At 72.7% G+C, this 26498-nt stretch carries 23 protein-coding genes; 9 read left to right on the plus strand and 14 right to left on the minus strand.

Annotation, left to right across the window (positions count from 1 at the left end):
• Positions 1-449 precede the first annotated feature (449 nt).
• Positions 450-1157 (plus strand): copper chaperone PCu(A)C, encoded by a 708-nt coding sequence (locus ACFPP6_RS13410; protein ID WP_382040783.1) that lies wholly within the window; start codon positions 450-452, stop codon positions 1155-1157.
• Between the two features lie 133 nt (positions 1158-1290).
• Here ACFPP6_RS13410 and phoP read toward each other — a convergent pair whose 3' ends face one another.
• Both phoP and phoR read right to left on the minus strand, forming a co-directional pair.
• Complete coding sequence (gene phoP, locus ACFPP6_RS13415) at positions 1291-1962, minus strand: two-component system response regulator PhoP (protein ID WP_465269372.1); 672 nt, start codon at positions 1960-1962, stop codon at positions 1291-1293.
• A gap of 55 nt (positions 1963-2017) precedes the next feature.
• Positions 2018-3238, minus strand: a complete 1221-nt coding sequence (phoR, locus tag ACFPP6_RS13420) for a two-component system sensor histidine kinase PhoR (RefSeq protein WP_382040786.1) — start codon at positions 3236-3238, stop codon at positions 2018-2020.
• A 202-nt stretch (positions 3239-3440) separates the two neighbouring features.
• On the opposite strand from phoR, the gene phoU reads away from it, so the two are divergent.
• Positions 3441-4130 (plus strand): phosphate signaling complex protein PhoU, encoded by a 690-nt coding sequence (gene phoU / locus ACFPP6_RS13425; RefSeq protein ID WP_382040789.1) that lies wholly within the window; start codon positions 3441-3443, stop codon positions 4128-4130.
• Between the two features lie 373 nt (positions 4131-4503).
• Here the strand turns inward: phoU and ACFPP6_RS13430 are convergent, their stop codons facing one another.
• Positions 4504-5343 (minus strand): class F sortase, encoded by an 840-nt coding sequence (locus ACFPP6_RS13430; protein ID WP_382040792.1) that lies wholly within the window; start codon positions 5341-5343, stop codon positions 4504-4506.
• Between the two features lie 181 nt (positions 5344-5524).
• Between ACFPP6_RS13430 and ACFPP6_RS13435 the strand changes: the two genes are divergently transcribed.
• Positions 5525-6139 carry a hypothetical protein gene (locus ACFPP6_RS13435; RefSeq protein WP_382040795.1) on the plus strand — a complete coding sequence of 205 codons (615 nt, stop codon included), beginning with the start codon at positions 5525-5527 and terminating at the stop codon, positions 6137-6139.
• A gap of 176 nt (positions 6140-6315) precedes the next feature.
• Here the strand turns inward: ACFPP6_RS13435 and ACFPP6_RS13440 are convergent, their stop codons facing one another.
• Complete coding sequence (locus tag ACFPP6_RS13440) at positions 6316-7077, minus strand: phosphoglyceromutase (protein WP_058047075.1); 762 nt, start codon at positions 7075-7077, stop codon at positions 6316-6318.
• A 154-nt stretch (positions 7078-7231) separates the two neighbouring features.
• Here ACFPP6_RS13440 and ACFPP6_RS13445 point away from each other — a divergent pair, with 154 nt between their 5' ends.
• Complete coding sequence (locus ACFPP6_RS13445) at positions 7232-8530, plus strand: MDR family MFS transporter (RefSeq protein WP_382040797.1); 1299 nt, start codon at positions 7232-7234, stop codon at positions 8528-8530.
• 26 nt (positions 8531-8556) lie between these two features.
• Here the strand turns inward: ACFPP6_RS13445 and ACFPP6_RS13450 are convergent, their stop codons facing one another.
• Positions 8557-9096 carry a type III secretion system chaperone family protein gene (locus ACFPP6_RS13450; protein WP_382040799.1) on the minus strand — a complete coding sequence of 180 codons (540 nt, stop codon included), beginning with the start codon at positions 9094-9096 and terminating at the stop codon, positions 8557-8559.
• Positions 9089-10450: a D-inositol-3-phosphate glycosyltransferase gene (gene mshA / locus ACFPP6_RS13455; RefSeq protein WP_382040802.1), complete on the minus strand. Its 1362-nt coding sequence runs from the start codon at positions 10448-10450 to the stop codon at positions 9089-9091. Before mshA ends, ACFPP6_RS13450 begins: the two co-directional genes overlap by 8 nt.
• Before the next feature lie 173 nt (positions 10451-10623).
• On the opposite strand from mshA, the gene ACFPP6_RS13460 reads away from it, so the two are divergent.
• Positions 10624-11433: a methyltransferase domain-containing protein gene (locus ACFPP6_RS13460; RefSeq protein ID WP_382040805.1), complete on the plus strand. Its 810-nt coding sequence runs from the start codon at positions 10624-10626 to the stop codon at positions 11431-11433.
• On the opposite strand, the gene ACFPP6_RS13465 is transcribed toward ACFPP6_RS13460, so the two are convergent.
• The 5 genes from ACFPP6_RS13465 to ACFPP6_RS13485 all read right to left on the minus strand — a co-directional run bounded on the left by ACFPP6_RS13465 (position 11396) and on the right by ACFPP6_RS13485 (position 17269).
• A complete protein-coding gene (locus tag ACFPP6_RS13465; RefSeq protein WP_382040808.1) occupies positions 11396-11833 on the minus strand; it encodes an NUDIX hydrolase in 438 nt (145 codons plus the stop codon). The genes ACFPP6_RS13460 and ACFPP6_RS13465 overlap by 38 nt on opposite strands.
• Positions 11830-12888 carry a CHAD domain-containing protein gene (locus tag ACFPP6_RS13470; protein ID WP_417801535.1) on the minus strand — a complete coding sequence of 353 codons (1059 nt, stop codon included), beginning with the start codon at positions 12886-12888 and terminating at the stop codon, positions 11830-11832. The genes ACFPP6_RS13465 and ACFPP6_RS13470 overlap by 4 nt, the downstream gene beginning before the upstream one ends.
• A gap of 139 nt (positions 12889-13027) precedes the next feature.
• Entirely contained in the window at positions 13028-15388 is a 2361-nt protein-coding gene (locus tag ACFPP6_RS13475) for an RNA degradosome polyphosphate kinase (RefSeq protein WP_382040814.1), read from the minus strand.
• Positions 15389-15824: 436 nt separating this feature from the next.
• Positions 15825-16814, minus strand: a complete 990-nt coding sequence (locus ACFPP6_RS13480) for an ABC transporter ATP-binding protein (RefSeq protein WP_382040816.1) — start codon at positions 16812-16814, stop codon at positions 15825-15827.
• Complete coding sequence (locus ACFPP6_RS13485; protein ID WP_382040819.1) at positions 16811-17269, minus strand: GntR family transcriptional regulator; 459 nt, start codon at positions 17267-17269, stop codon at positions 16811-16813. The genes ACFPP6_RS13480 and ACFPP6_RS13485 overlap by 4 nt, the downstream gene beginning before the upstream one ends.
• 231 nt (positions 17270-17500) lie before the next feature.
• Here ACFPP6_RS13485 and ACFPP6_RS13490 point away from each other — a divergent pair, with 231 nt between their 5' ends.
• The 3 genes from ACFPP6_RS13490 (at position 17501) to ACFPP6_RS13500 (ending at position 21721) form a co-directional block, all read left to right on the plus strand.
• A complete protein-coding gene (locus ACFPP6_RS13490) occupies positions 17501-18589 on the plus strand; it encodes a Rieske 2Fe-2S domain-containing protein (RefSeq protein ID WP_382040822.1) in 1089 nt (362 codons plus the stop codon).
• A gap of 232 nt (positions 18590-18821) precedes the next feature.
• A complete protein-coding gene (locus ACFPP6_RS13495; RefSeq protein ID WP_382040825.1) occupies positions 18822-19445 on the plus strand; it encodes a TetR/AcrR family transcriptional regulator in 624 nt (207 codons plus the stop codon).
• 113 nt (positions 19446-19558) lie between these two features.
• Positions 19559-21721, plus strand: a complete 2163-nt coding sequence (locus ACFPP6_RS13500; RefSeq protein WP_382040828.1) for an MMPL family transporter — start codon at positions 19559-19561, stop codon at positions 21719-21721.
• Positions 21722-22991: 1270 nt separating this feature from the next.
• Here the strand turns inward: ACFPP6_RS13500 and ACFPP6_RS13505 are convergent.
• Positions 22992-23546, minus strand: coding sequence for a flavoprotein (locus ACFPP6_RS13505; protein ID WP_382040831.1), 555 nt, complete (start codon positions 23544-23546; stop codon positions 22992-22994).
• A complete protein-coding gene (locus tag ACFPP6_RS13510; RefSeq protein WP_382040834.1) occupies positions 23543-24880 on the minus strand; it encodes a hypothetical protein in 1338 nt (445 codons plus the stop codon). Before ACFPP6_RS13510 ends, ACFPP6_RS13505 begins: the two co-directional genes overlap by 4 nt.
• A 137-nt stretch (positions 24881-25017) precedes the next feature.
• On the opposite strand from ACFPP6_RS13510, the gene ACFPP6_RS13515 reads away from it, so the two are divergent.
• Complete coding sequence (locus ACFPP6_RS13515) at positions 25018-25524, plus strand: hypothetical protein (protein WP_382040837.1); 507 nt, start codon at positions 25018-25020, stop codon at positions 25522-25524.
• On the opposite strand, the gene mshD is transcribed toward ACFPP6_RS13515, so the two are convergent.
• Positions 25521-26444: a mycothiol synthase gene (mshD, locus tag ACFPP6_RS13520; RefSeq protein ID WP_382040840.1), complete on the minus strand. Its 924-nt coding sequence runs from the start codon at positions 26442-26444 to the stop codon at positions 25521-25523. The genes ACFPP6_RS13515 and mshD overlap by 4 nt on opposite strands.
• Positions 26445-26498: the final 54 nt, after the last annotated feature.

Below are 26498 nucleotides of genomic sequence, written 5' to 3' on the forward strand. Positions count from 1 at the left end.
AACAGCAACCGCGTCGTGCTGCGGGAGGGTTCCGGAAGCGGGTATTCGCAGGTGGGAGCGGTTCTCCGGGCAAGGCGAAACGGGCACGTTACACGCGTGGAGAGGCACTCGCGAGCGGTCGAACGTCCCGTTTTGCCGGGGTCCGCTCGGCTGACTTCCGCTACTCCGTTCGGGGCGGGGCCGGCCTTCACCGACCGGAATCGGGAATTGATCACCGCGAACTTGATCAATTCAGGAACACGTTCCGCACGCCCGCGCATTCCGCACCGATAATCCACACCGGCGCCCGCCGGACATCCGCACGGCCGCACGGCGGCGATATTCGGCCGTGGGCCGGACAGGGGGCGAAGTTGACCATGGGGGCGGGTCGGGTGCGGGGCCGTCCGAGGGGGTCGGTAACCTAAGCGCGCTGACACACCCTTTACCTCGTCCAAGGAGATGCCGCCGCCGTGAGCAGCAGCCTTCGACGCGGCGCTCTCGCCGCTACCGCCCTCGTGCTCTCGATCGCCTCGCTCTCCGCCTGCGCGGCGGGCAACAGCGCGCAGACGCTCGAGGTGAAGCCGGACAACGCCGCCACCTCGGTCGGTGACATCAAGCTGCAGAACGTGAACGTGATCACGCAGCCCGACCTGAACGCCAAGGGCCCAGCCGTGATCACCGGCCAGGTCTTCAACAACGGCCGCAAGGACCAGACCCTCCGCGGGATCACCCTGGCCGGCAAGAACGGCGCCAAGGTGAAGCTCAGCCCGGCCAAGGGCTCCGGCGACCTCGTCGTGCCGGCCGGCGGCTCGGTGCTCCTGGGCGGCAAGGGCAACGCCTCGGCCGTCCTGCCGGAGGGCCGCGAGGCCCTGAAGGACGGCGAGGACCAGAAGCTGGCCTTCGACTTCAGCGAGACGGGCGAGGTGCGCATCGGCGCCTTCGTCGTCCCGGCCACGAGCTACTTCAAGGACTGGGGCCCCTCGGAGGCCGCGCCGACCCCGGCCGCGAAGCCGGGCGGCACGAAGCCGAGCGGCCAGCCGGGCGAGCCCGCCACGGCCCCGTCGGGCGCCGCCTCCGGCACTCCGGCGGGGGCCGCCGGGAAGCCGAGCCCGGGCACGGGCCAGGCCTCCCAGGGCGCGCAGGCCTCCCAGGGCGCGCAGCAGCCCGCCGGCCGCTGAGCCGCCGGCCGCACCGGACACGACGAGGGCCCGGAAGCATCACGCTTCCGGGCCCTTCGCTCGTACGGGTGACGCCCGGTCCGGCGGAACGCGCAGCCGCCGCCGGCGCGCCGTCCTCATCCGCCGGCAGGGCCTACGGCTCGAACTTGTAGCCCAGGCCCCGCACCGTGACCAGGTACCGCGGCGCGCCCGGGTCCGGCTCGATCTTGGCGCGCAGGCGCTTGACGTGGACGTCGAGGGTCTTGGTGTCGCCGACGTAGTCCGCGCCCCAGACCCGGTCGATCAGCTGCATGCGGGTGAGCACGCGGCCCGCGTTGCGCAGCAGCATCTCCAGGAGGTCGAACTCCTTCAGCGGCAGGTCGACCTTGGCGCCGGAGACCGTGACGACGTGCCGGTCGACGTCCATGCGGACCGGGCCGGCCTCCAGGGCGGCCGGCGCCACCTCCTCCGGCTCGCCGCGGCGGCGCAGCACCGCTCTGATGCGGGCCACGAGCTCGCGGGAGGAGAAGGGCTTGGTGACGTAGTCGTCGGCTCCTATTTCCAGGCCGACGACCTTGTCGATCTCACTGTCCTTGGCGGTCACCATGATGACCGGCACGTTGGAGCGGCCGCGCAGCTGGCGGCAGACCTCGGTGCCGGGCAGGCCGGGCAGCATCAGGTCGAGCAGGACGAGGTCGGCGCCGTTGCGCTCGAACTCGTCCAGCCCGTCGGGCCCGGTGGCCGCGACCGCGACCTCGAACCCCTCCTTGCGCAGCATGTAGGACAACGCGTCGCTGAAGGACTCCTCGTCCTCTACGACGAGCACTCGAGTCACGGGTTGACCTCCGGTCGGGTCTCAGAGCCAATCACGAGCACTCGGGTCACGGAAGGACCTCCGGGGCGGGAAGGTGTTCGACAACGGGATGGTGAGGGTTGCGGTCGCGGTCACGGACCGCGCCCGCCTCGGGAAGTCGCAGGGTGAAGGTGGAGCCCTGGCCCTCGGCGCTCCAGACCGTGACCTCCCCGCCGTGCGAGGCGGCCACGTGTTTGACGATGGCGAGGCCGAGGCCGGTCCCGCCGGTGGCGCGCGAGCGCGCCGGGTCCACGCGGTAGAAGCGCTCGAAGATCCGCTCGCGGTCCTTCTCGGAGATGCCGATGCCCTGGTCGGTGACGGCGATCTCGATCAGGTCGCCGCCGGGCGCCGTGATGTGCCGGGCGGCGATGCCGACGCGGGTGCGGGCGGGGCTGTAGTTGACGGCGTTCTCGACGAGGTTGCCCAGGGCGGCGGCGAGCTGCCCGCGGTTGCCCCAGACGTGCAGGTCGGCGGTGCCTCCGGAGGCCATGGTGATCTGTTTGGCGCCGGCCTGGTGGCGGCAGCGGTCGATGGCCTCGGCGACGAGCTCGTCGACGCGCACGGGCTCGGAGTCGTCCAGCGGGTCGTCGTTCTGCACCCGGGAGAGGTCGATGAGCTCCTGGACGAGGTTGGTGAGCCGGGTGGCCTCGATCTGCATGCGGCCGGCGAAGCGGTTGACGGCCTCGGGGTCCTCCGCGGCGTCCATGACGGCCTCGGAGAGCAGGGACAGGGCGCCGACCGGCGTCTTGAGCTCGTGGCTGACGTTGGCGACGAAGTCGCGGCGGACGGCCTCGATGCGGCGGGCCTCGGTGAGGTCCTCCACCAGCAGCAGGACCAGCCGGGAGCCGAGCGGGGCGACGCGCGCGGAGACCGCGAGCGCCTCGCCGCGGCCGGTGCCGCGGCGCGGCAGGTCGAGCTCGACCTGGCGTATCTCGCCGTCGCGGCGGGTGTCGCGGGCCATCTGCAGCATGGGCTCGACGGACAGCTTCCCGCCGCGCACGAGCCCGAGGGCGTAGGCGGCGGAGCTGGCCTTGACCACGGCGTCGGCCTCGTCCAGGACGACGGCCGAGGAGCGCAGGACGGAGAGAACGGTGTCGACGCCGGGCGGGAGCACGGCGTCGGTGTGCAGGGAGCTGCGGGTGGGGCGGGCCTGGTCGCGCTCGCTCCAGCGGAACGCGAGCATGGCGATCACGCCGGTGCACAGTCCGGCGAGCGCTGCCGCTGCGGCGAGGGCCGCGTCCACGTTCATGAGTCCAGGTTATGCGGCTGCCGCGGCCCATCCACAGCCAAATGGGTGCCGCCTCGAACACACGTTGCTGAGAGTTCACCTTGGCGTCGGTACCGGTTCACTCCAGAGCGCCGCAGCCGTCGCGTTCCGGCCAGAACGTGGGAGTGTGGGCGGCCATACGGCTCCGGCCCACTGTTTCACTCGGCAGAGAGAAGGTCAGGCAATGCGGGACGCGTACCACGAGGAGCTGGATTCGATCGGCGAGGGCCTGGTGGAGATGGCCCGGCTCGTCGGGTCCGCGATCGGGCGCGCCACCACGGCGATCCTCGACGCGGACCTCAAGCTCGCGGAGTCCGTGATCGCGGCGGACGCCAAGGTGGACGACCTCCAGCGGGACCTGGAGGACCGGGCCGTCGCCCTGCTCGCGCGCCAGCAGCCGGTCGCCACCGATCTGCGGATCGTGGTCACCTCGCTGCGCATGAGCGCCGACCTGGAGCGCTCCGGCGACCTCGCCCAGCACGTCGCCAAGCTGGCGCGGCTGCGCTTCCCGGACACGGCGGTGCCGCGCGACCTGCACGCCACGATCCTGGAGATGGGGCAGCTGGCGCAGCGGCTGATGGCCAAGGCCGGCGAGGTGATCATCACCAAGGACGTCGACCTGGCGCTCCAGCTGGAGCAGGACGACGACGCGATGGACCTGCTGCACCGGACGCTCTTCCAGCACCTGATGGACGACCGCTGGAAGCACGGCATCGAGACGGCCGTCGACGTCACGCTCCTGGGCCGCTACTACGAGCGGTTCGCGGACCACGCGGTCTCGGTCGCGAAGCGGGTGGTCTACCTGGTCACGGGCGAGCACGCGGACGAGCTGACGCAGTCCGAGGGCCGTACGGGCGGGGACGCGAACGCCTGAGCCGGGCCCCGGGGCGCGGGGCGGGAGACACGGGGCGAGGGCGCGTACAAGAGGGCGTGCGGCCTGGTCCGTATGCTCCTACGCGCCCTCGATGCGCCCGTACATACGTACGCGAAGGGCATTGACGGACGCATCGGGCGGTCCTTGACTGGGGGCAGGCAACCACCCTTCGAGGAGGTACCCGCATATGACCCAGACCCCTCCCGCACGCACTCAGGCGAACTGCACGTGCGGCCCCGGCTGCTCCTGCGGATGCCAGAGCGGCGGATCGTGCCAGTGCGGCGGCGGCTGCGGTTAGCCCCGCGCCGCGCACGTCACTCACGGGACGGACCCCCGGCCGGAGCACCGGCCGGGGGTTCTCTCACTGCTCGGCTCACTCTTCTTCGTAGTCGGCGTCGGTGTCGTCCGCGTCGTCGTCGCCGGGGCCGGCGGGAGCGGGTGTCACCGGTGCGGCCGGTGTCGCGGGTGCGGCCGGTGTGGCCGGTGCCCCCGTGCCCGGCTGCTGGGGCTGGGGCTGCTGCTGCGGTTTCTGCGGCGGCCGCTTCGCCGGTGCCGCGCCGGTCAGGTACGAGGTGACGACGATGTTGGCGCTGTAGAGGTGCTTCTTGCGGTCGTACTCACCGCCGCAGGTGATCAGGCGGAGTTCGGCGCGGTCGGTGTCGAGCGGCCCGTAGACCTTGTCGGCGTCGAAGGGCTCGTTGGGGACGACGGTGATGTCCTCGACGGTGAACTCGGCGACGATGCCGTCCGCGCGGGTGACGTGGATCTTCGCGCCGCGTTTGAGGACGCTGAGGCCGGCGAAGACGGCCGGGGCCTTCTCGGTGTCGACGTGTCCGACGATGACGGAGGGGCCGAGGCTGCCGGGCGTGGGGCCGTCCTTGTACCAGGAGACGGCGTTGGCCCGCTCGTACGGGGGCAGTTCGACGCCCCCCAGCTTGTCGAGGCCGTGGCTCTCGACGGGTGCCTTGAGCCCCAGGATCTTGACTTCCAGGGTCTGGGGGCCCGCCCCCGGCAACGGTTCGTGTGCCGGGGGCAGACCGTGCGCGCGGGGGTGGCTCTTGGCGGCTACGCCGCCGCGACCCGTTGCCTGGGTTTCCGGCTCGTCGGCGGCACCGCCGCCACCGGCCAGGCACAGGGCGAGCAGCAGTGCTGCCCAGGCCACCCTCGTCAGCAGGCGGTTGCGTTTCCGGCCACCTGCGCGCGCTTCTGACATGACGCCCGTTCGCTCCCCGTCACTGCTTGACGGCGCCGGCGGCCCGGCGGCGGTACCAGATCATGCCGCCGATGAGACCTGCGGTCGCGGTACCGGCCAGGATGAGGACCGGGGCGTCGGCACCCGTCGTCTCCGCGGAGGACGCGAGCGCCGTGGCGCCGCCACCCGCGTGCGAGGAGTGGTGCGGGCGACCGTGGTCGTGGTGGTCGCCGCGGCCGTGGTCGTCGTGACGCCCGTGGTCACCGCGACCGTGGTCGTGGTGGTCGCCGCGGCCGTGGTCGTCGTGACGGCCGTGGTCACCGTGGCCGTGGTCGTCGTGGCGGCCGTGGTCACCGCGACCGTGGTCGTGGTCGTGACGCCCGTGGTCGTCGTGGCGACCGTCGTGGTCGTGGCGACCGTGGTCGTCGTGACGGCCATCGTGGTCGTGGCGACCGTGGTCGTCGTGACGGCCATCGTGGTCGTGGCGACCGTCGTGGTCGTGGCGGCCGTCGTGGTCGCCCCAGCCATCGTGGTCGTGGCGGCCGTCGTGGTGGCCCCAGCCGTCGTGGTCGTGACGCCCGTCGTGGTCGTGACGCCCGTCATGGTCGTGTCGACCGTGGTCGTCGTGGCGACCGTGACCGTGGTCGTCGTCGCAGTCCTCGTGGTTGTCGTGACGGCCGTGGCCCGGGCCGTCCGTGTTGGGGACGGCCTCGCCGATGGTCGGGGCGATGCTGCCCCCGAAGGCGTAGGCGGGGGCGACGGGGGCCGCGACGACGGCGACGACGGTGGCTGCACCGCATATGGCGGAGCGGATTGAATGCATGGTGTTACCTCCTTGCTTTCGAGGCTCACCTGAAGACCCATGAGTCGCATCCGCACCGTGGTCAACTTGCTCCATTCGGTGACCGCATGACCCGTTCGCCACAACAAGAAGCCCCCCACCAGCGCTTTCGCGCCGACAGGGGGGCCCGCAGCCGTGCTGCTCGCTGCTGCCTACTTCTTCTTGCCCTGGTTCTTCACGGCCTCGATGGCGGCCTTGGCGGCCTCCGGGTCGAGGTAGGTGCCGCCGGGGGTGACCGGGCGGAAGTCGGCGTCGAGCTCGTAGGCGAGCGGGATGCCGGTCGGGATGTTCAGGCCCGCGATGTCCGCGTCGGAGATCCCGTCCAGGTGCTTGACCAGCGCGCGGAGCGAGTTGCCGTGCGCGGCGACCAGGACCGTACGGCCGGCCAGCAGGTCCGGGACGATGCCGTCGTACCAGTACGGCAGCATGCGGACGACGACGTCCTTGAGGCACTCGGTGCGCGGGCGCAGCTCCGGCGGGATGGAGGCGTAGCGCGGGTCCTCGCTCTGGGAGAACTCGGTGCCGTCCTCGAGGGCGGGCGGCGGGGTGTCGTAGGAACGGCGCCAGAGCATGAACTGCTCCTCGCCGAACTCGGCCAGGGTCTGGGCCTTGTCCTTGCCCTGGAGGGCGCCGTAGTGGCGCTCGTTCAGCCGCCAGGAGCGGTGAACCGGAATCCAGTGGCGGTCGGCGGACTCCAGGGCGAGCTGCGCGGTGCGGATAGCGCGCTTCTGCAGGGAGGTGTGGACCACATCGGGGAGCAGGCCGGCGTCCTTGAGCAGCTCGCCGCCCCGGACCGCCTCCTTCTCGCCCTTCTCGTTCAGGTTGACGTCCACCCAGCCGGTGAACAGGTTCTTCGCATTCCACTCGCTCTCGCCGTGGCGGAGGAGGATCAGCTTGTACGGTGCGTCGGCCATGCCCATGAGCGTAATCGACGGCGTGGGCCTGCCCGTGCGCGCTGCCCGGGAGGGCGTCGATTGACGGCGGGCGGCAATCCGATGGCTTGCGGCCCACCACTGTGTGTAAGTTGCGCCTACCGAGTTCGACACTTACACATCGGGGGGATCCGGAATGTCCGTCGCGAGCGTCAGACGAGCCGCGAAGGAGAGTGTCTCGGGCCTGCCCCGGGCGTTCTGGTGGCTGTGGGCCTCCACTCTCGTCAACCGTCTTGGGGCCTTCGTCTCCATCTTCCTGGCCATGTTCCTCACGGCCGACCAGGGGCACTCGGCCTCGTTCGCGGGGCTCGTCGGCGCGCTGCTCGGCCTGGGCAGCGTCGTCTCGTCGATCGGCGCCGGGGTGATGACCGACCGGCTGGGGCGCAGGCCCACGCTGCTGATCGCGCAGACCTCGACCGCGGTGTCCGTGGCCGTGCTGGGCTTCATGACCGACCCGGTGGCGATCTCGGTCGTCGCGTTCCTCGTCGGCATGGCGAGCAACGCCTCGCGGCCGGCGGTGCAGGCGATGATGGCGGACATCGTGGCGCCCGAGGACCGGGTGCGTGCCTTCGCCCTGAACTACTGGGCGATCAACCTGGGCTTCGCGATCTCGTCCGTCGCGGCGGGCTTCGTCGCCGAGTACAGCTATCTGATCGGCTTCCTGGGCGAGGCGGTCATGACGCTGGCGTGCGCGATCCTGGTCTTCGTGAAGCTGCCCGAGTCGCGGCCGGACGCGGACGCGGCCGCGGCCAAGGGCGACGAGCCGACGGTCAGCATGGGCACCGTGCTGCGCGACGGCCGCTACATGGCCGTGGTCGGCCTGTCCTTCCTCCTCGCCGTGGTGTTCCTGCAGTCGCAGGTCGCCCTGCCGGTGGCGATGGCGGACGGCGGGTTCTCCACCAAGGACTACGGCGCGGCCATCGCCGTCAACGGCGTCCTGATCGTCGCCGTGCAGATCCCCGTCACCCGCTTCCTGGAGCACCGGGACCCGCGGCTGCTGCTGGTCCTCGCGGCGCTCCTCGGCGGCTACGGCTTCGGGCTCACCGCCTTCGCCGGCTCGCTCGCGGTCTACATGCTGACCGTGTGCGTGTGGACGCTGGCGGAGATCATCAACTCGCCCATCCAGATGGGCCTGGTCGCCCGGCTCTCCCCCACGCACGGCCGCGGCCGCTACCAGGGCATGTACACCCTGTCGTGGGCGGCTGCGTCACTGGTCGCGCCCGTGGCGGGCGGTACGGTCATCGACCGGTTCGGCGCGGACGCGCTGTGGGCGGGCTGCGCCGTGGTGGGGACGGTGACGGCCGTCGGCTACTGGCTGCTGATGCGAGGGATGCCGGCGGCGGGTCCCGCAACTGATGCCGCCGCGGAAACGGCTCCGGAGGAGCCTGCGGGCGCACGGACCGCGGCCGTGGACCCGGCGGGGTCACCGGCGTAGGCCGTCACCGGGCCCGCGGCGCGCCGTCACGATCCGGCGGATCCGCCCGGGCCCCGGCCCTCGCCGTCGCCGCCGCCATCGGGCTGATCGCCCGTCAGCCGGGCGAACGCCTCAAGGTTCCGCGTGGACTCCCCGCGCGCGGTGCGCCACGCGTACTCCTTGCGGATGGCGCTCGCGAAGCCCATCTCCAGCAGGGTGTTGAAGCTGCCGTCGGCGTTCTCCAGGACCGTGCCGAGGAGCCGGTCGACCTCGTCCGGGGTCACGGCGGCCAGCGGCAGCCGGCCGACGAGGTAGACGTCACCCAGCTGGTCGAGCGCGTAACCCAGCCCGTACAGCCGGGTGTTGCGCTCCAGCAGCCAGCGGTGCACCGCCTCGTGGTTCTCGTCGGGCCGGCGCACGACGAAGGCGTTGACGGACAGCGAGTGCTTGCCGACGACGAGGGACACGGTCGTGGACAGCTTGCGGGTGCCCGGCAGCTTCACCACGTAGGTGCCGTCGGACGGGCTCTCCCACTCGAGCCCGGCCTCACTGAACGTCTGTTCGAGAACGGTTTTCGCGTCAGCCATGCGACGAGCGTAGGCGACGCCGCCGCTCGGTGATCGCTTCGGTGTACACCTCGGCGGTGGCGGCCGCGGCCGTGCCCCAGCCGAAGTGCCGCGCGTGGCGGGCGGCCGCGTCGCCCATCCGGTCCGCGAGGGAGGGGTCGTCGGCGAAGCGGCCCAGCGCGGCGGCGTAGTCGGCCGGGTCGTGCCCGTCGACGAGGAAACCGCTCTCGCCGTCCCGCACGGCCACGGGCAGGCCGCCGACGGCCGCCGCGACCACGGGCGTGGCGCAGGCCTGGGCCTCGGCGGCGACCAGGCCGAAGGACTCGCTGTACGACGGCATGACCAGCACGGACGCGGCCCGGTACCAGTCGGCGAGCTGTTCCTGGCCGACCGGCGGGCGGAAGCGGACGACGTCGGCGATGCCGAGCCGCGCGGCGAGCTTCTGCAGCCCCTCGGGCTTGGCCAGGCCGCTGCCGCTGGGTCCGCCGACGACCGGCACCACGATGCGCGTGCGCAGCTCGGGGCGCTCGTCGAGGAGCACCGCGACCGCGCGCAGCAGGATGTCGGGGGCCTTGAGGGGCTGGATGCGGCCCGCGAAGAGGGGCACGAGGGCGTCGGCGGGCAGGCCGAGCCGCTCCCGGGCCGCGGCGCGGGAGTCGCCGGGGGTGAACCGGTCGAGGTTCACGCCGGGGTGGACGACCGCGACCTTGCCGGGGTCGGCGTCGTAGTGGTGGACGAGCTCCCGGGCCTCGCCGTCGGTGTTGGCGATCAGGCGGTCGGAAGCGCGCACGATCTGGGTCTCGCCGATGACGCGCGTCTCCGGCTCGGGGGTGTCACCGGCGGCCAGCGCCGCGTTCTTGACCTTGGCCATGGTGTGCATGGCGTGGACGAGGGGGACGCCCCAGCGCTCGGCGGCGAGCCAGCCGACGTGCCCGGAGAGCCAGTAGTGGGAGTGGACCAGGTCGTAGTGACCGGGCCGGTGACCGGCCCAGGCCTGCATCACGCCGTGCGTGAAGGCGCACAGCTGCGCGGGCAGCTCCTCCTTGGCCAGGCCCTCGTACGGGCCCGCGTCGATGTGGCGGACCAGCACGCCGGGGGCCAGCTCGACGGCGGGCGGCAGGGCGCCGGTGGTGGCGCGGGTGAAGATCTCGACCTCGATATTGATCGCGGCGAGCCGCTTGGCCAGCTCCACGATGTAGACGTTCATGCCGCCCGCGTCGCCGGTCCCGGGCTGGTGGAGCGGCGAGGTGTGAACGCTGAGCATCGCGATGCGGCGGGGCTTGCGGGGGGCGCCGAGGCGCCGGAGGGGGGTGCCCGCGAGGGTGCCGAGCGCGCGGCCGCGGCGGGCGCCGAGCCTGGATGCGTACTGGCTCACCGTGCGTGTCCTCCGTCAGCGTGAGGTGGGTGGGGGCGTGCGTCACCTTTTCAACGGTGCAACGCCACGGGCACGGAGTCGCATTTCCGCTTTGCCAAAGAGTGACCCAGCCCTCTTCCCGTCCTCCCCCGGCGCGGCACGGACTGCTCTGAGCAGCGCTTACGCTCGAAGGCATGGCCGCTCGCACCCCTCCTCCGCCCAGCCGTCCCGTCGGTGCGGTGACCCGGGGTACGACCAATCCGAACCGGCTGCGCCGCATGGACCGCTGGATCGCCGACGCCCACGGGCCCGCGCTGCGCCGCAGCGCCGACCCCGTCGCCGTCGACCTCGGCTACGGAGCCGCCCCCTGGACGGCGGTCGAGCTGCTCGCGCGGCTGCGCACGGTGCGGGCGGAGGCCGAGGTCGTGGGGGTCGAGATCGAGCCCGCGCGCGTCGCCGGTGCCCGGCCGTACGAGCGCGACGGGCTGTCCTTCCGGCACGGCGGCTTCGAGGTGCCGCTGGACGGCGGGCGGCGTCCGGCGCTCATCCGCGCCGCGAACGTGCTGCGCCAGTACGACGAGGCCGAGGTCGCCGCGGTCTGGGCCCGGCTGTGCGCGCGGCTCGCGCCGGACGGGCTGCTCGTGGAAGGCACGTGCGACGAGATCGGGCGGCGGCACGTATGGGTGGCGCTCGGCCCGGAGGGCCCCCGCACGGTCACCTTCGCCACCCGCCTCGGCTCCCTGGTCACCCCGTCCGACCTTGCCGAACGCCTCCCCAAGGCGCTCATCCACCGCAATGTGCCGGGCGAGCCGGTGCACGCGTTCCTGCGCGACTTCGACCGGGCGTGGGCCGCGGCGGCGCCGTACGCGTCGCTCAGCGCGCGCCAGCGGTGGATCCGTACGGTCACCTCGCTGCGGGCGGACTGGCCCGTGACGGACGGCCCCCGACGGTGGCGCCAGGGCGAGGTCACCCTGCGGTGGGAGGCCCTGGCTCCGGCGGGCTGATCATCGCCAGCAGCGCGTCCAGCAGCTCCCGGTCCCTGTCCTCCGTCAGGCGTTCCCTCGCCTCCTGGGGCGGCAGCCACAGCAGCCGGTCCACCTCGCTGTTCGGCACGAACGTGCCCCCCGTGGCACGGGCCGCCCAGTAGCGGACCTCCTTCGGCCGACCGGCGACGGCGTACCGGGCGGTGGGCAGCACCCCGCCCGGCTCGCACTCCATGCCGGTCTCCTCGCGGACCTCGCGCACCGCGCCCCACAGGGCGTCCTCGCCCCGCTTGAGTTTGCCCTTCGGATGGGACCAATCGTCATATTTGGGCCTGTGAACCAGGGCGATCTCCAGGGCCCCGTCCCTCCCCCGCCGCCACAGCACGCAGCCCGCCGCGCGCAGCGGCGCCTCCGCCGTCACGGCGCCCCCGTCCCCGCCGTCACCCGCTGCCAGATCCGGCCGAACGCGAAGCGTGCCGCCTCGACCTCGTGGCGCTGGTCGGCGTGGAGGATGCCCAGGGCGTAGGCGGTGGCCGGGGCGATGCGGGGGGTGCGGGCGGCCGTGGCGGCTGCCGCCGCGGCCTCGGCGGCGTCGCGGTGGCGGTCGAGGGCCTGTCCGGCGCCGAGGAGGCGGACGGACAGGGACGGCTCGACCTCGGTCTGCTCGTGTTCGTCGAGCACCTCCTGCGCGTACCGCCGCAGCCGTACGAGCCGCCGCACCTGGTGCCAGGGCGCGTCCTGGCGTCCCTCGGCGGGCGGGCCGCCGGGGGCCGGGTCGGCGGCGAGGCCGTGGGCGAGGGCCTCGGCGTTGTACGGGTGCCCGGCGGCGGCCAGCGGCAGCGCCTCCGCCGCCTCGGCCAGTCGCTGCTGTGCCTGCTCGGCGAGGCGGGGCAGGACCTCGCGGGCCGGGAGGCCGCGCGCGCCGGGGTCGAGGGGCACCTCGGAGGCGAGCAGGGCGGCGGCGTCGGCGACGGCGTGGAAGCGGGAGGTGCCGAGCGCCTGGAGCGCCGCGGAGTGGGCGCGCGTCCGCGCGAGCGTCAGCTGGCGCTCCAGCAGCGCTCCTGCCCGGGCCGCCCCGACGGTCAGCCCGCCGCCGGCCCCGCCGCCCTCCGCGCCGGAGAGCCGGTGCAGCGCCCCCCGCAGCCGGGCGAGTCGCGCCGCGTAGGCGTGCTCGCGCCCCAGCACGTCCGACAGCCACACGAGCTCGGTGCGGAGCTGGTCGGTCCAGCCGGTGTCCGTCAGCGGGCGGTAGACGTACAGGGCCCCGGCGATGCGCCGGGCGGACCGGCGCAGCATGCGGGCCGCCTCCCCCGCCTCGTCGGCGTCGGCGCCGCTCTCGCCGTGCAGCCGCAGGCTGCGCAGGAACTCGACGGCCTGGCCCTGCAGGTATCCGGCCAGGACGTCGCCGGCGGTGGCCGTGCCCGCGGGGCCGGCCGGGCCGGCGGCGGTGCGCACGGCCGGGTACTTCGTCGTCATCGTGTCCTGCCCCCCGGCAGTGTCCATGAGCACGTCCGTGAGCGCGTTCGTGAGCGGTTCCGTGAGCGGTTCCGTGAGCGCGTCCGTGCGTGCGTCCTCAGGTGCGCCCGTAAGCGCGGCGGTGTCCGTAGCTGCCGGGTCATGGGGTCGCTGAGCCACGCCGGCGCCTCCGGGCGTCAATGAGCATCTCCTGGACGTTCCGCAGCGGCTGCCCGTCGGCGTCGGTCGCGTGCCGCGTCCAGCCGCCGTCCGGGCCGAGGTGCCAGGAGGCGGTGGAGTCGGACATGCCGGCTTCGAGCAGCCTGCTGAGGGAGGCCCGGTGCGCGGGGTCGGTGACGCGCACGAGGGTCTCGATGCGGCGGTCGAGGTTGCGGTGCATCATGTCGGCGCTGCCGAGCCACACCTCGGGCTCGCCGCCGTTGCCGAAGGCGAAGACCCGCGAGTGCTCCAGGAAGCGGCCGAGGACGCTGCGGACGCGGATGTTCTCGGAGAGCCCGGGGACGCCGGGCCGCAGCGCGCAGATGCCGCGCACCCACACGTCGACCGGGACGCCGGCGCGGGCGGCGTGGTAGAGGGCGTCGATGACCGTCTCGTCGACCATCGAGTTGACCTTGATGCGGATGGAGGCGGGCCGCCCGGAGCGGTGGTGCGCGACCTCCTTGGCGATCCGGGCGACGAGCCCGTCCCGCAGGGATCTGGGGGCGACGAGCAGACGGCGGTAGGTCTCGCGGCGCGAGTAGCCGGAGAGCCGGTTGAAGAGGTCGGAGAGGTCGGCGCCGACCTGCGGGTCGGCGGTGAGCAGCCCCAGGTCCTCGTAGAGCCGGGCGGTCTTGGGGTGGTAGTTGCCGGTGCCGACGTGCGAGTAGCGGCGCAGCGTGTCGCCCTCCTGCCGGACCACCAGGGAGAGCTTGCAGTGCGTCTTGAGGCCCACCAGCCCGTAGACGACGTGGCAGCCCGCCTCCTCCAGCTTGCGCGCCCACTTGATGTTGGCCTGCTCGTCGAAGCGCGCCTTGATCTCGACGAGGACGAGCACCTGCTTGCCCGACTCGGCCGCGTCTATCAGGGCGTCGACGATGGGCGAGTCGCCGGAGGTCCGGTAGAGGGTCTGTTTGATGGCGAGGACGTCGGGGTCGGTCGCCGCCTGCTCCAGGAAGGCCTGCACGGAGGTGGAGAACGAGTCGTAGGGGTGGTGCAGCAGGACGTCGCGCTCGCGCAGTGCGGCGAAGATGTCGGGCGCGGAGGCCGACTCGACCTCGGCGAGGTCACGGTGCGTGCCGGCCACGAACTTGGGGTACTTGAGCTCGGGCCGGTCGAGGGAGGCGATGCGGAAGAGCGCGGTGAGGTCGAGCGGGCCGGGCAGCGGGTAGACCTCGGCGTCGGAGATCTTCAGCTCGCGGACCAGCAGGTCGAGGACGTACGGGTCGATGGACTCCTCGACCTCCAGCCGCACGGGCGGGCCGAAGCGGCGGCGCATGAGCTCCTTCTCCAGCGCCTGCAGCAGGTTCTCCGCGTCGTCCTCCTCGACCTCCAGGTCCTCGTTGCGCGTCACGCGGAACATGTGGTGCGCGAGCACCTCCATGCCGGGGAAGAGCTCTTCGAGGTGCGCGGCGATGACGTCCTCCAGGGGGACGTAGCGCTGCGGGGAGGCCTCCAGGAAGCGGGAGAGGATCGGCGGGACCTTCACCCGGGCGAAGTGGTCGTGCCCGCTGACGGGGTTGCGGACGACGACGGCGAGGTTGAGGGAGAGCCCCGAGATGTACGGGAACGGGTGCGCGGGGTCGACGGCCAGCGGCGTCAGCACCGGGAAGATCTGCTGCCGGAAGAGGGTGAAGAGCCGGCCCTGCTCCTTGTCGGTCAGCTCCTGCCAGCGGATGAGGTGGATGCCCTCCTCTGCCAGCTCGGGGGCGACGTCCTGCTGGTAGCAGGCGGCGTGCCGGGCCATGAGCTCGCGGGAGCGGGTCCAGATCAGCTCCAGCACCTCGCGGGGCTGCAGGCCGGAGGCGGAGCGGGTGGCGACGCCGGTGGCGATGCGGCGCTTGAGGCCGGCCACGCGGACCATGAAGAACTCGTCCAGGTTGCTCGCGAAGATCGCGAGGAAGTTGGCCCGCTCCAGCAGGGGCGTCGCCGGGTCCTCGGCCAGTTCCAGGACGCGTTCGTTGAAGGCCAGCCAGCTGCGCTCGCGGTCCAGGAAGCGGCCCTGCGGGAGCGGCCCGTCGCCGTAGGGGTCGTCGTCCTCGCCGTCGCGGCCGGGTGCGTAGGCCCGGCCGTGGCCGTACGCCTCGTGGTCGTAACCGTGCGCGTACGGACCGAGGTCGGCGTCCAGATCGGGCTCCAGGCCGGGCGAGGCGGTGGGGGAGGCCACCGCGAAGGGCCGGTGCGCGGCGATGGACCCGACCGAGGGCTGCGGGTTTCCGTACCCCTCGCCGTACGCCTCGCCGTAGCGGTCGCTGCGGTCGCCGTGCGGCTGGTCATGGGCCTGTGCGCGGGACGACTGGGTCATGTTCCCATGGTGCCGCGCCGGGGGCGGGCCGGGCGCGTCGAAGGAGGGCGCGGCGGGGGCGGCGCGGAGCCTTCGAGCGGGTACGGGGGGCACAGCGGGCTGCATTCCGCAAGACTCGCAACCGCTGTTGAATCACGGGTAACGCCCACATGGCGCGCAGGGAAGCGGCGCCCCACTCCGCTGTGCCGCGGCGGAGCGGGAGGGCGCCGCTGCGGCCAGGGGCGGGGCGGCGCTTCCACCCCTACGAGGCACCGGCGAGGCACCGCCGAGGACGGCTGCGGAGGGCGTCACGAGGCTTGCCCGGGCCCGTGCCGGCGGGCGGGCGAAGTGCAGCGGACGGGGCAGCGGGCGCGGCCGGGCGGCAGCCGGGCCGGCCTGGTGGCCGAAGCGGTGCGGGTGACGGGCGCCGGGCTCACGCGACCGCCCGTCGCCGGGCTCACGCGGCCGCCCGCGGCAGGCGCGACGGGCCCTGCGTGCGCGGCCGGTGGGGCGTGCGCGGCTCCGCGCTGGGGGCGAGGAGCGCGGGGGCGCCGGGAGCCCGCAAGTGGGCGAGGAGGAGCTCCTCCAGGGACGGTTCGGTGACCCGCCACCGCTCGGGGAGGGGGCCGTCGGGCCGGACCAGGGCGGTCAGCTGCCGCCCGGTGGCACGGGCCTCCACGACGGTGTGGGTGGCGAACTCCCGCGGCAGGCCCGGGCCTTCGTGCCGGCCGACCACGACGGCGTGCGCGGCGAGCAGGTCCTCGACCTCGCCCGCGAGCCGGACGCGGCCGTCGGCCAGCAGCAGCAGGTAGTCGCAGATCCCGTCGAGCTCGGCGAGGACGTGGGAGGCGATCACGACGGTGGTGGCGTGCTCGGCGGCCTGGCCCATGAGGGCGGTCGTCATCTCGTGCCGCGCGAGCGGGTCGAGGTCGGCCATCGGCTCGTCGAGCAGCAGGAGTTCGGGCCGCTTGCCGAAGGCGAGGGCGAGGGCGACGCGGGTGCGCTGGCCGCCGGAGAGGTCGCCGACGCGGGCCGCGGACGACAGTCCGCCGTCGGCGACCATCCGCTCGGCCGCGGCCCGGTCCCAGCGGCCGGGGTTGAGCTCGCGCCCCATGCGGAGGGTGTCGGCGATCGTGAACTGCGGGTAGAGGGGCTTGTCCTGGGAGAGGTAGGCGATGCGGGGGCGGACGTCCGCGGCACCCGGGCGGCCGCCGAGGACGGTGAGGGATCCCGCGGCGGGGCGGCGCAGCCCGGCGGCGAGCGACAACAGCGTGGACTTGCCCGCTCCGTTGGGCCCCACGAGCGCGCAGACCCGGCCCGCGGGAAGGCGGAAGGAGCAGTCGTCGAGCGCCCGGCGGCGCCGGTACTTCGCCCCGAGGCCCACCGCTTCCACGGCGGTCCGCCCGGGCTGGAACGTCATCCCGGTCATGCCGGTCGTCCCGGTCATCCACTCCCCCTGCCCGGCCATCCACTCCCCTTGTTCGTCTCGTGCGGGCCGCCGTGCCCCGCGTTCCCCCCGGGCCCGTCGTACCCCTCCTCCAGGACGGAGGCGAGCAGCGCCGCCACGTCCTCCCGGTCCAGGCCGGCCTCGCGGGCGCGGTGCATCCAGCCGGTCAGTTCGGCGCGCAGGGGCGAGTCGGCGGCGGCCTGCGGGCGGGCCAGCGAGCGCCGTACGAACGTACCCAGCCCGGGGCGCGCCTCGACCAGGCCCTCGCGGTCGAGCTCGCGGTAGGCCTTGAGGACGGTGTTGGGGTTGATGGCCGTGGCCGCGACGACCTCCTTGGCCGTGGGCAGCTTGTCGCCGGGCGCGAGCAGGCCCAGGCGGAGGGCCTGTTTGACCTGCTGGACGATCTGCAGGTACGTGGCGACCCCGCTGCGCCGGTCGATGCGGAACTCGACCACGCGGGCCCCTTTCACTACTTGACTAGTGAAAGGGTGCGGGATGGGGCCGCGGACTGTCAAACGGGGGCCGCGCGCGGGCGCACGGGGCCGCACGGGGCCGTACCGGTCGCGGCGGGGCGGCGCGCACTCCTCCGCCCCGCGCCATCAGCCATCGGTCAGCGGCCTGTCAGTGAGCCGCGCCACAGTGGCCTTGACGTATGCGCCAGCAGAGCGAACTCCAGGGGGACAGACGTGATACCCAACCAGTGGTACGCGATCCTGCGGTCGCAGGACGTGAGGACCGACCGGCCGACCGGCGCCCGCCGCTTGGGAAAGGAGCTGGTCGCCTGGCGCAACCGCGCCGGCCGCGTGGTGCTGCAGGACGCGCGCTGCCCCCACAAGGGCGCCAGCCTCGCCCGCGGACGGCTGTACGGCGACTCCATAGGCTGCCCGTACCACGACTTCCGCTTCGGCGCCGACGGCGTGTGCCGGCTCGCGCCGTGCCTGGGGCCCGGCGCCCGCGTCCCCCGGTCGATGCGCATCGGCACCCATCCCGTGCGCGAGCGGAACGGGCTGGTGTGGATGTGGTGGGGGCAGGACCTGGACGTCCTGCCGGAGGTGCAGGTGCCGCCGGAAGTGGCCGACAAGCCCGCGCTGTACGCGACCTCCACCTGGAGCCAGCCCGTCCACTACACCCGCTACATCGAGAGCCTCCTCGACTTCTACCACGTGCCGGTCGTGCACCGGGACCACTGGTTCAACTACGCGGACTACATGGGCTGGGGCGGGACGCTGAAGAAGCTCGGCCTCGACGGCCGCAGGCGCTACATCTCCATGACGAAGGTCGAGAAGAGCCGTCTGGAGGTCGACGGGACGACCCTGCGGCACTACTTCGAGCTGTGCCAGCACGACGATCCCGCCAACCGCAACTTCCTCAGGGTGACGTTCACCTTCCCCGGCATGGTCCACATCCATGCGCTGCCCTTCGACGTGACGATCTGGATGACGCCCATCGACGACGGCAACACCCAGGTGCTCTTCCGCTGGTACGAGGACGAGCGGATGAAGAACGTCCTGCGCTTCCCGGCGGCGCGGCGGATCGTCCCGAGGCTGGCCCTCTTCGCGCAGAAGCGCGTGCAGGAGGTCCAGGACATGAACGTCGTCAGGAGCATCGAGCCGCGCGCCACCGGCCGCGGGGTGAACCGGTTCGTCGCGGCCGACGAGCTGAACGCCAAGTACGTCGTGATGCGGGACCAGCTGAAGAAGGAGGCCGCCGCGGCGATGGCCGGGGAACGGCCGCCCGTGGAGCTCGTCGCCGAAGGGGCCGCGGCCGTCGAGTGAACTCCCGCGCGTGGGCCGGCTCGCGCGGCGCGGGGGGCTGGGTCGCGCGCCCTGGGACGCACCTTCGCGCCGGGACGGGCGGCAGAAAACCTCCGGCCCACCGGTGACGCGCGAGGCGTCGCCGGCCTTACCGTGGGTACGCATAGGGCGAACGCCCAAGGCGATCACCCAAGTTGATCGTCCCCCGGCCGTACGCACGGACGGCCTCACGCACGGACGGAGAGACGGCACGGTGACCCCCACCTCGGCGGAACGCGGCCAGGAGACCCGGGCACGGCTGCTCGGGGCCGCAGCGCGGCTGGTCGTGGAGGAGGGGTGGGGAGCGGTGACCACGCGGAAGGTGGCCTCGGCGGCGGGGCTGCGCCCCGGGCTCGTGCACTACCACTTCGACACGGTCACCGACCTGCTGGTCGAAGCGTCCCTGGAAGCCTCCCGGCAGGAGATCGACAAGGTGATCGCCCTGCTGGAGCAGGCCACGGAGGGCCCCGCGGGGACGCCGGAGGCCCTGGCCGCCCTCGCCCGGTACCCCAGCGACGCGTCGACGGCCGTCCTCGCCGGCGAAATGGTGCTGGCGGCCACCCGCAACAAGAAGATGCGCGACGGCCTGGCGGAGCTCACCGGCCGCTGGCGCACCGCCGTCGCCGCATGGCTGCGGGCGCACGGCAACACGGCCGACCCCGAGGGCACCGCCCTGGTCCTCGGTGCGGCCGTCGACGGTCTGCTGCTCCAGCGCCTGATCGAGCCCGCCCTCGCCGCCGTGCCGCTGGACGGCCCGCTGGCGCGGCTCACCGGTATCGCCTGCACCACCGACACAGCCGGGTGTGCCGACGGCCCGGACGGCACGGACACCACCTGAGTCTCCGTGTGCGCCGTGGCCTCCCCCGCCCGCGGCGCACACGGTCCCTGCCCGTCGTCCTCCGGCCGCCGCCGTCCCGAAGCCGACCAGGAACAGGAAGAGGCACCAGGACCATGCCAGAAGACGTCCTCCACCCGTCCGAGGAACACACCGGCCCCGCCCCCGGCGGCGGTGGCAGGGGCAGTGGCAGGGGCCGCAAGGGGTTGCCGATCGGCCTGATCACCGGCCGCCGGTCCAAGTACGGGGTGATCGTCGCCTGGCTGATCGTGCTCGTCGTCGCGGCGGGGTTCGCGGGCAAGCTCTCGAGCGTGGAGAAGAACGACGTCAAGTCGTCCCTGCCGAACAGCGCCGAGTCCACGCGCGTCTTCGACACCCAGGCGAAGTTCGGCTCCCCGTACACCGTTCCGGCGGTGGTGGTCTACGAACGCTCCTCGGGCCTGACGGAGGCGGACAAGCGGAAGGCGGCGGCCGACGCGAAGGTGTTCGGCGCGCGCAAGGACCTGGAGGGCCCGGTCACCGGCCCCGAGATCTCCGAGGACGGCAAGGCGGCACAGACCACCGTGCCGCTGAACCTGGGGCCCGACTACTTCAGCAAGGTCGGCGACCGCGTCAAGGAGATGCGCAGGACCGCGCGGGACGGCGCCCAGGGCATGGCGGTCCACATCGCGGGCCCCGCGGGCAACACCGGTGACCTCAGCAAGGCCGTGAGCGGCATCGACACCACGCTCCTGGCCGCCACGCTGCTCGTGGTGATCGTGATCCTGCTGTTCACCTACCGCAGCCCCGTGCTGTGGCTGATGCCCATCGTCTGCGCCGGGGTGTCGCTCCAGATCGCCGAAGCGGTCATCTACTTCCTCGCCAAACACGGGGGGCTGACGGTCAGCGCCGACGGGGCAGGCATCCTCACCATCCTCGTCTTCGGCGCGACCACCGACTATTCGCTGCTGCTCATCGCCCGCTACCGCGAGGAGCTGCGCCGGCACGAGGACCGGCACGAGGCCATGGAGGAAGCCCTGCGGCGCTCGGGCCCGGCCGTCATCGCCAGCGCCGCGACGGTGGCGGTCGGCATGATCTGCCTGATGCTGGCCGACATGAACTCCACGCGGGGGCTCGGCCCGGTCTTCGCGGTCGGCATCGTCGTCGGCGCCGCGGTGATGCTCACGCTCTTCCCCGCGCTGATGGTCGCGGTGGGACGGTGGATCTTCTGGCCGGCCAAGCCGGAGTACGGCTCCGGGAACACCGTCGACGCCGGCCGCTGGCTCGCCGTCGGCAACCGCATCGCCCGCAGGCCCCGGACGACCTGGGTCGTGACCGCCCTGATCCTGGCCGCGGCCGCCGCCGGCATGGTGCAGCTGAACTCCCACGGCCTGACCGACCAGCAGGCCTTCACCACGCACCAGGACTCGGTCGCCGGCGAGAAGGTCATCGACCGGCACTTCGACGCGGGCCTCGGCAGCCCCGTCTTCGTCACCGCCAAGGCCGACCGGGCCGAGGCCGTGCGCACCGCCCTGATGTCCGTACCCGGCATCGACCGCGGCTCGGTGAGCCCGCCCATGACCAAGGGCGGCGACGCCCTGCTCTACGCCACCCTCACCGACGCGCCCGACAGCAAGGCCGCGTTCCGCACGGTCGAACGCGCCCGCACGGACCTCCACGCCGTGCCCGGGGCACAGGCCCGGGTCGGCGGGAACACCGCGCTGAACCTCGACGTCAAACAGGCCACCAAGGACGACCGCGCCCTGATCGCCCCCATCGTGCTCCTGGTCGTCCTGGTGATCCTGGTGCTGCTGCTGCGCGCCGTCGTGGCATCGCTGCTGCTCATCGCCACCGTCGTGCTCTCCTGCGCCACCACGATCGGCGTCAGCGCGCTGGTCTTCCGCCACATCTTCGGCTTCGGGGCGGAGGACAACTCCTTCCCGCTCTACGTGTTCGTCTTCCTGATCGCGCTCGGCATCGACTACAACATCTTCCTCATGACCCGCATCCGCGAAGAGGCCCTCAAACACGGCACCCGCCCGGCCACCCTCACCGGCCTGGCCGCGACCGGCGGCGTCATCACCTCCGCAGGCGTCGTCCTGGCCGGCACCTTCGCCGTCCTGGGCACCCTCCCCCTGACCCAGTTCGCCGAACTCGGCTTCGCCGTGGCCTTCGGCATCCTCCTGGACACGTTCATCGTCCGCTCGGTCATGGTCACGGCCCTCAACCTGGACGTGGGCCGCCACATCTGGTGGCCCAGCGCCCTGGCGAAGAAGGAGGACTCCCCGGCCGCCCCGTGAGGCGGACGTCCCCGCCCAGGGCGAGGCGGTCAACACCGTCACCCCGCCTCGCCTCGCAAGGCTGCCCGGACCGCGCCCGCTCCCCTGAATGCCGCCGACACCGAGCCGGGGACAGACACAGAGCCACGGGCACCGGCCGCGGCCCGGCAGCATTCCCGGCACAGCTCCTCCTCCGCCACCGGCCGGAACAGCCGTGGCTGGACGTGGTCCCCCCTGCATTCCCTCATATCGGCCACACGGGAGGACACCGCACCGCCGGGCACGCCTTGGGGCTCCGACGCTCGCTGCTCTGCGAAGGTGGGGACCAGCGGCATCTTACGGAGCAACCGGTCCCGGACCAGGCCCGCCGGGTGGTGGACGACCCCCGGGAGATGGGCGGTCAGTGCCTCGCGGAAGTCCGCCATCGGCGCGCCCCGCAGGAACCACTCCCCAGCCAGTGGTGCCAGCCTGGCCACGTCCGGCGCCGACAGACGCAGCCGCCGCTCACTACGGGATACCACTGCCAGCGCCTGAGCCCCGCGTTCGACCAGGGAGGCAGGTGGCTCAGGCAGTGCCTCGGCGGCCGGGGAGGGACGGTGGAGGTTGTTCTCACCGTTGTCGTCTTTGGGGAGACGGCCGACGGGCCGACCTGTCGGCTCACCGGCGGCCGGAATCCCGTCCGTCGGCCGCCCGTCCGGCACACGGCCGTCCCACACAGCAATCGCCTCCGCCGCAGACAGAGGCACGCTGGACACCAGCTGGGTCGTCGCCCACCGTCCGGTCTCGCCCTGACGCCGCCACTCGTGCAGGTAACCCTCGGCCAGGAGTTGGCGCTTCGCCCGAATGAACGCAACTTTCTTGATTCCTGCCCGCTCCGCCGTCTTCGAAAGTGCTTCGTTCGCACCGTCCGGAAGCGATAGCTGCCAGGTCAGCAGACGGACAGCGTCGGATGACAGACGCGGGTGGCGAAGAATCTCATTGGAGACCTGCGTGAAGAAGGACGCAGGAGGGATAGCATGCCTGAGCATTCCCGAGGAGCTGCTTTCTCCTTGCGGGTGCAGACCCCCGGGCCCGGTGTTGCTGCACCGCCGGGGGTCGCCTCGTTTCCGTACGAAGCAACCCGATGCGCGCACCGTAGCCCGATGACGCAGGCGGGCACACCACGCGATCCAAGTCCCTTCCCCACGGGGTGAATCGCGCAACTTATCGGCTGGCTCGCCTGCTCCCGTGCTCTACGCTGCCATCCCGCCGATCCAGGCCGGCGTGCCCTGCCCCCAGCCCGCAACTGCGGTCAGGTCACCAGACCCTCCACGGCATCCAGTGCGAGGTTCCACGGATACGACGGGCGCCGTTCATCACCCGTGCCCGGTACGTGGGGCGTCCATTCCCCTTCTCCGTACAGCACTCGGACGCCAGTGCCTCGCAGCGTTTCCACGGCACGTCGCGTGGCGGGGTGGGAATCCAGGGCCGTCGACCAGAAGGGAAGGGCGACCACGGGCAACCCCAGCCCGACGGCCTCGGCGACCAAGCCGAGGGCGTACGTGTCGGCGATACCGGCAGCCCATTTGTTGGCGGTGTTCATCGTCATCGGCGCTACGACGACGGCGTCCGCCGGAGGGTTGCGCTTCTCCTCTCCGGATCGGCGCCAAGCGCTCCGCACCGGCCGGCCCGACGCGGCCTCCAGAGCGGGCCGGTCGACGAAGTCACCGTCGGCGGCGGCCGGGGTGGCGATCACGCACACGTCCCAGCCGCGGGCCTTCGCTGCGACCACCAAGCGCACGGCGTCCACGGCGGGGCCCGCCGCACAGATGATCAGGTACAGCACCCGGCATGGGCCCGTGCTCATACCGCCACCTGTGCCCTCGACGCCAGGGACCGCAGCACGGGCACCCGGCCACCTCGATCCCGCATCAGCAATCCTCCGATCAGCCCCCGGACCACGGGGCGGGACCGTACCTCCTCCGGAGCCTCCTTCTCGGCTGCGAGCAGGGCGGCCGTGGCCTTCTCGACTCTCCCGCAGGCGTGCAGGGCACGAGCGACGTCCGTCCAGAAGACAGCACGCCGTTCCGCGACAGCGAGTGCCCTCACGTCCACCTTCCGCGCCTCTGCAAGTGCTCGCCCGGCATCTCCGAGGGTGAGGGCGACGGAAACCCTGTGCAGGAGAACATTGTTGGGCCCGAACGCGGTCCCCTGCAGGTTCGACTCTTCCAGGAGACCGGCCGCCCTCCCGGCCTCGTCCAAGAGCATCTCGGCCATATCGCGATCGTCGGCCACCGATGCGGCCCATGCTCCTCGGAGCAGCAGGGCGCCGAAGACGGCGACCGTGCCGGGGCTGGACCGGGACACGCCCCCGGAGATCTCGTCCGCCCCCCGGACTGCGACGCCGACTCCTTGCCGATGGTGGCCGACTGCAGTTACCGCGTGAGTCAGAATGCGCGAAGCCGAAGCGACGGCTGCCGCGTCCTCGGTGCGACGAGCCGCCGCCATGGACCGCTCAGCAGCGACCCACGCAGATGGGGCGTCGTCGTTCTTCAACAGGAGTGAAGCGGCCACGTGATACGCCTCGGCTGCGACGCGATCGACCCTGCGCCGCTCTTCGGCTGATCCGCGCCGGGGTTCAAGCTGGACGAGCAGGTCCGGCAAGCTCCTGGCCACGCTGGAATAGCGGCACCGCTGAATCTGCCGCTTTGCCGAAGCGGACGCCCACGCCAGAGCCTTGGTGGTGCTGAGCTCTGCCCGGCAGCCCGCGGCGCCTGTAAGGACGGTCCGCAACCGGTCCAATGGATCGGCCCTGGTCCGGGCGAGGACCTCGTCGGGAGAGGACGGAACACTCACCGCACCGACCGCGGCAAGCGAAGACGTCACGAAGTCGCGTCTCTTCAGAGGGCCACCGTGCGGCGGGTCCGTCGGGGCAGTCTGCCCGGCGTTCCGGACCGGACGGACGAACCCCAGCTCTTCAGCAGACCTCCGAAGGAGGGCCTGGAGGACCATCCGCGCAGAAGGGTGAGGCCAGCCCGGTTTCCGCGATTCCCAGCGGCGAACCTGCCGGACCGAGACCGCCAGCTTGAACCCCAGCTCGCGAGCCACGCCCTCGAACGCCTCGGCGAACTCCTCCTGCGTGTGCAACCCCTGAGCAACTCGGGCCCGTACGAACAACGGATTCCCCGGCATGTCCGCCATGGCCGCCTCCCCAGTGCGTTGCTGCTCACGGTAGCCCGCTGACCGCTGCGCCACTGGGAAATGTCCTGCGATATGTCCGCCCGGGCGTCCGCGGATCCGGCCTGGTCCACGGCCGCGCCAAGCGATGTTCTGTTGACATGAGAACTCCGGTCGCCGAAGAGCCCACCCCGTCCGCCTCTCACCGGCACAACGGGGGCGACCCCATGACCGCCGTCTCCCGGTGGCTGTCCCGTGCGTCGTACGACCCTGCCACCACCCTCGCCCTCTGGGCGGCCGGTGAGACGGCTCCCCTGCTGGTCGGGCGGGAGTGGAGGCTCGTGCGGATCGACTTCACTCCGGCGACCGCCGCCGTCACCGGGCTCAGGGCCCGGGGGCGCCACATCGGCCCCTACCTGATGGGCGGCGCGGAACATGCCATGTGGTGGCTGCTTCCGCTCGGCGAGGACGGCGGCGGCGTCGCCGGAATTCCCGGCGTCACCCCGTACCCCAAAGGCTCCGAGCTCTTTGCGCCGCCGCCGGGCAAGTACCTCGGCGACCGCGTCTGGGTCCTCCCCGACCTTGCAGACGGCCGGTGGAGCACCCTGACCGCGGCCGCTGACCTCCGCGAGGCCCTGGAAGCCGCCCGCGCCGCCGGGACCCCCTAGCTCTCCGTCCGGTACATCAAGTCCGTTTCGTGGATCTGGAAGCCGAGGCCCTCGTAGACCGCCACTGCGGCCGCGTTGTCGGCGTCCACGTAGAGCATGGCCGTGGGGAGGCCCTGGGCCGCCAGGTGGCGGAGGCCGATGGCGGTGAGGGACTTGCCGAGGCCGCCGCCCTGGGCGCCCGGGGCCACGCCGAGGACGTAGACCTCGCCGAGGCCCTCCTCGGCGTGGACCTTCGTCCAGTGGAAGGCGACGATGCGGCCGTCCTTCTCGGCGAGGAAGAAGCCCTTGGGGTCGAACCAGGCCGCGGCCTTGCGGTCGTCGAGGTCGCGCTGGACGAGCGAGCCCTGCTCGGGGTGGTGGGCGAAGGCCGCCGCGTTCACCGCGAGCCATTCGGCGTCGTCCTCGCCCGGGCGGAAGGTCCGGACGGTCACCCCGGGGGGCAGCACCGGCTCGGCGAGGCCGAGGTCGTGCAGGGGGCGCCGCATCTGGCGGAGTTCGCGGAAGAGGCTCAGGCCGAGCACCTGCGCCAGGTGCCGCGCCGCCGGGTGGCCGCCGTGCGCCCAGATCCGCAGCCGCTTGCCGGACTCGTGCAGCAGCGCCGAGCCGAGCGCCCGCCCGTGCCCGCGCCCCCGGCAGGAGGGGTGCACCACGAGCTCGCCGGCGGGCGCCTCGACCGGGTCGCTGTCCTCCAGCTGCCCGTAGCCCACGAGCTCCCCGCCGTCCGTGCGGAGCAGCACGTGCCGCACGCCAGGGCGCCGGCCCTTCAGCTGCAGCCGTCCCTGCTCGGAGACGGCCGGCTGGCCGTCGACCGCCGCGGCCTCCGTCACCAGCCGCAGCACGTCCTGCGCCACCTCGGGCGGGAGTTCCTCCAGCACCTCGACCGACCGCTGCCCGTTCGCGTTGTTCGTGACGTCGCTCATGGTGCGAGCCTACGACGCGGGTGACGCCGAATCGTCACAGCCAACCCTGCTGAC

Origin of the sequence: Streptomyces aureoversilis, from assembly GCF_042657885.1 — a bacterium.
Classification (GTDB): domain Bacteria; phylum Actinomycetota; class Actinomycetes; order Streptomycetales; family Streptomycetaceae; genus Streptomyces; species Streptomyces aureoversilis.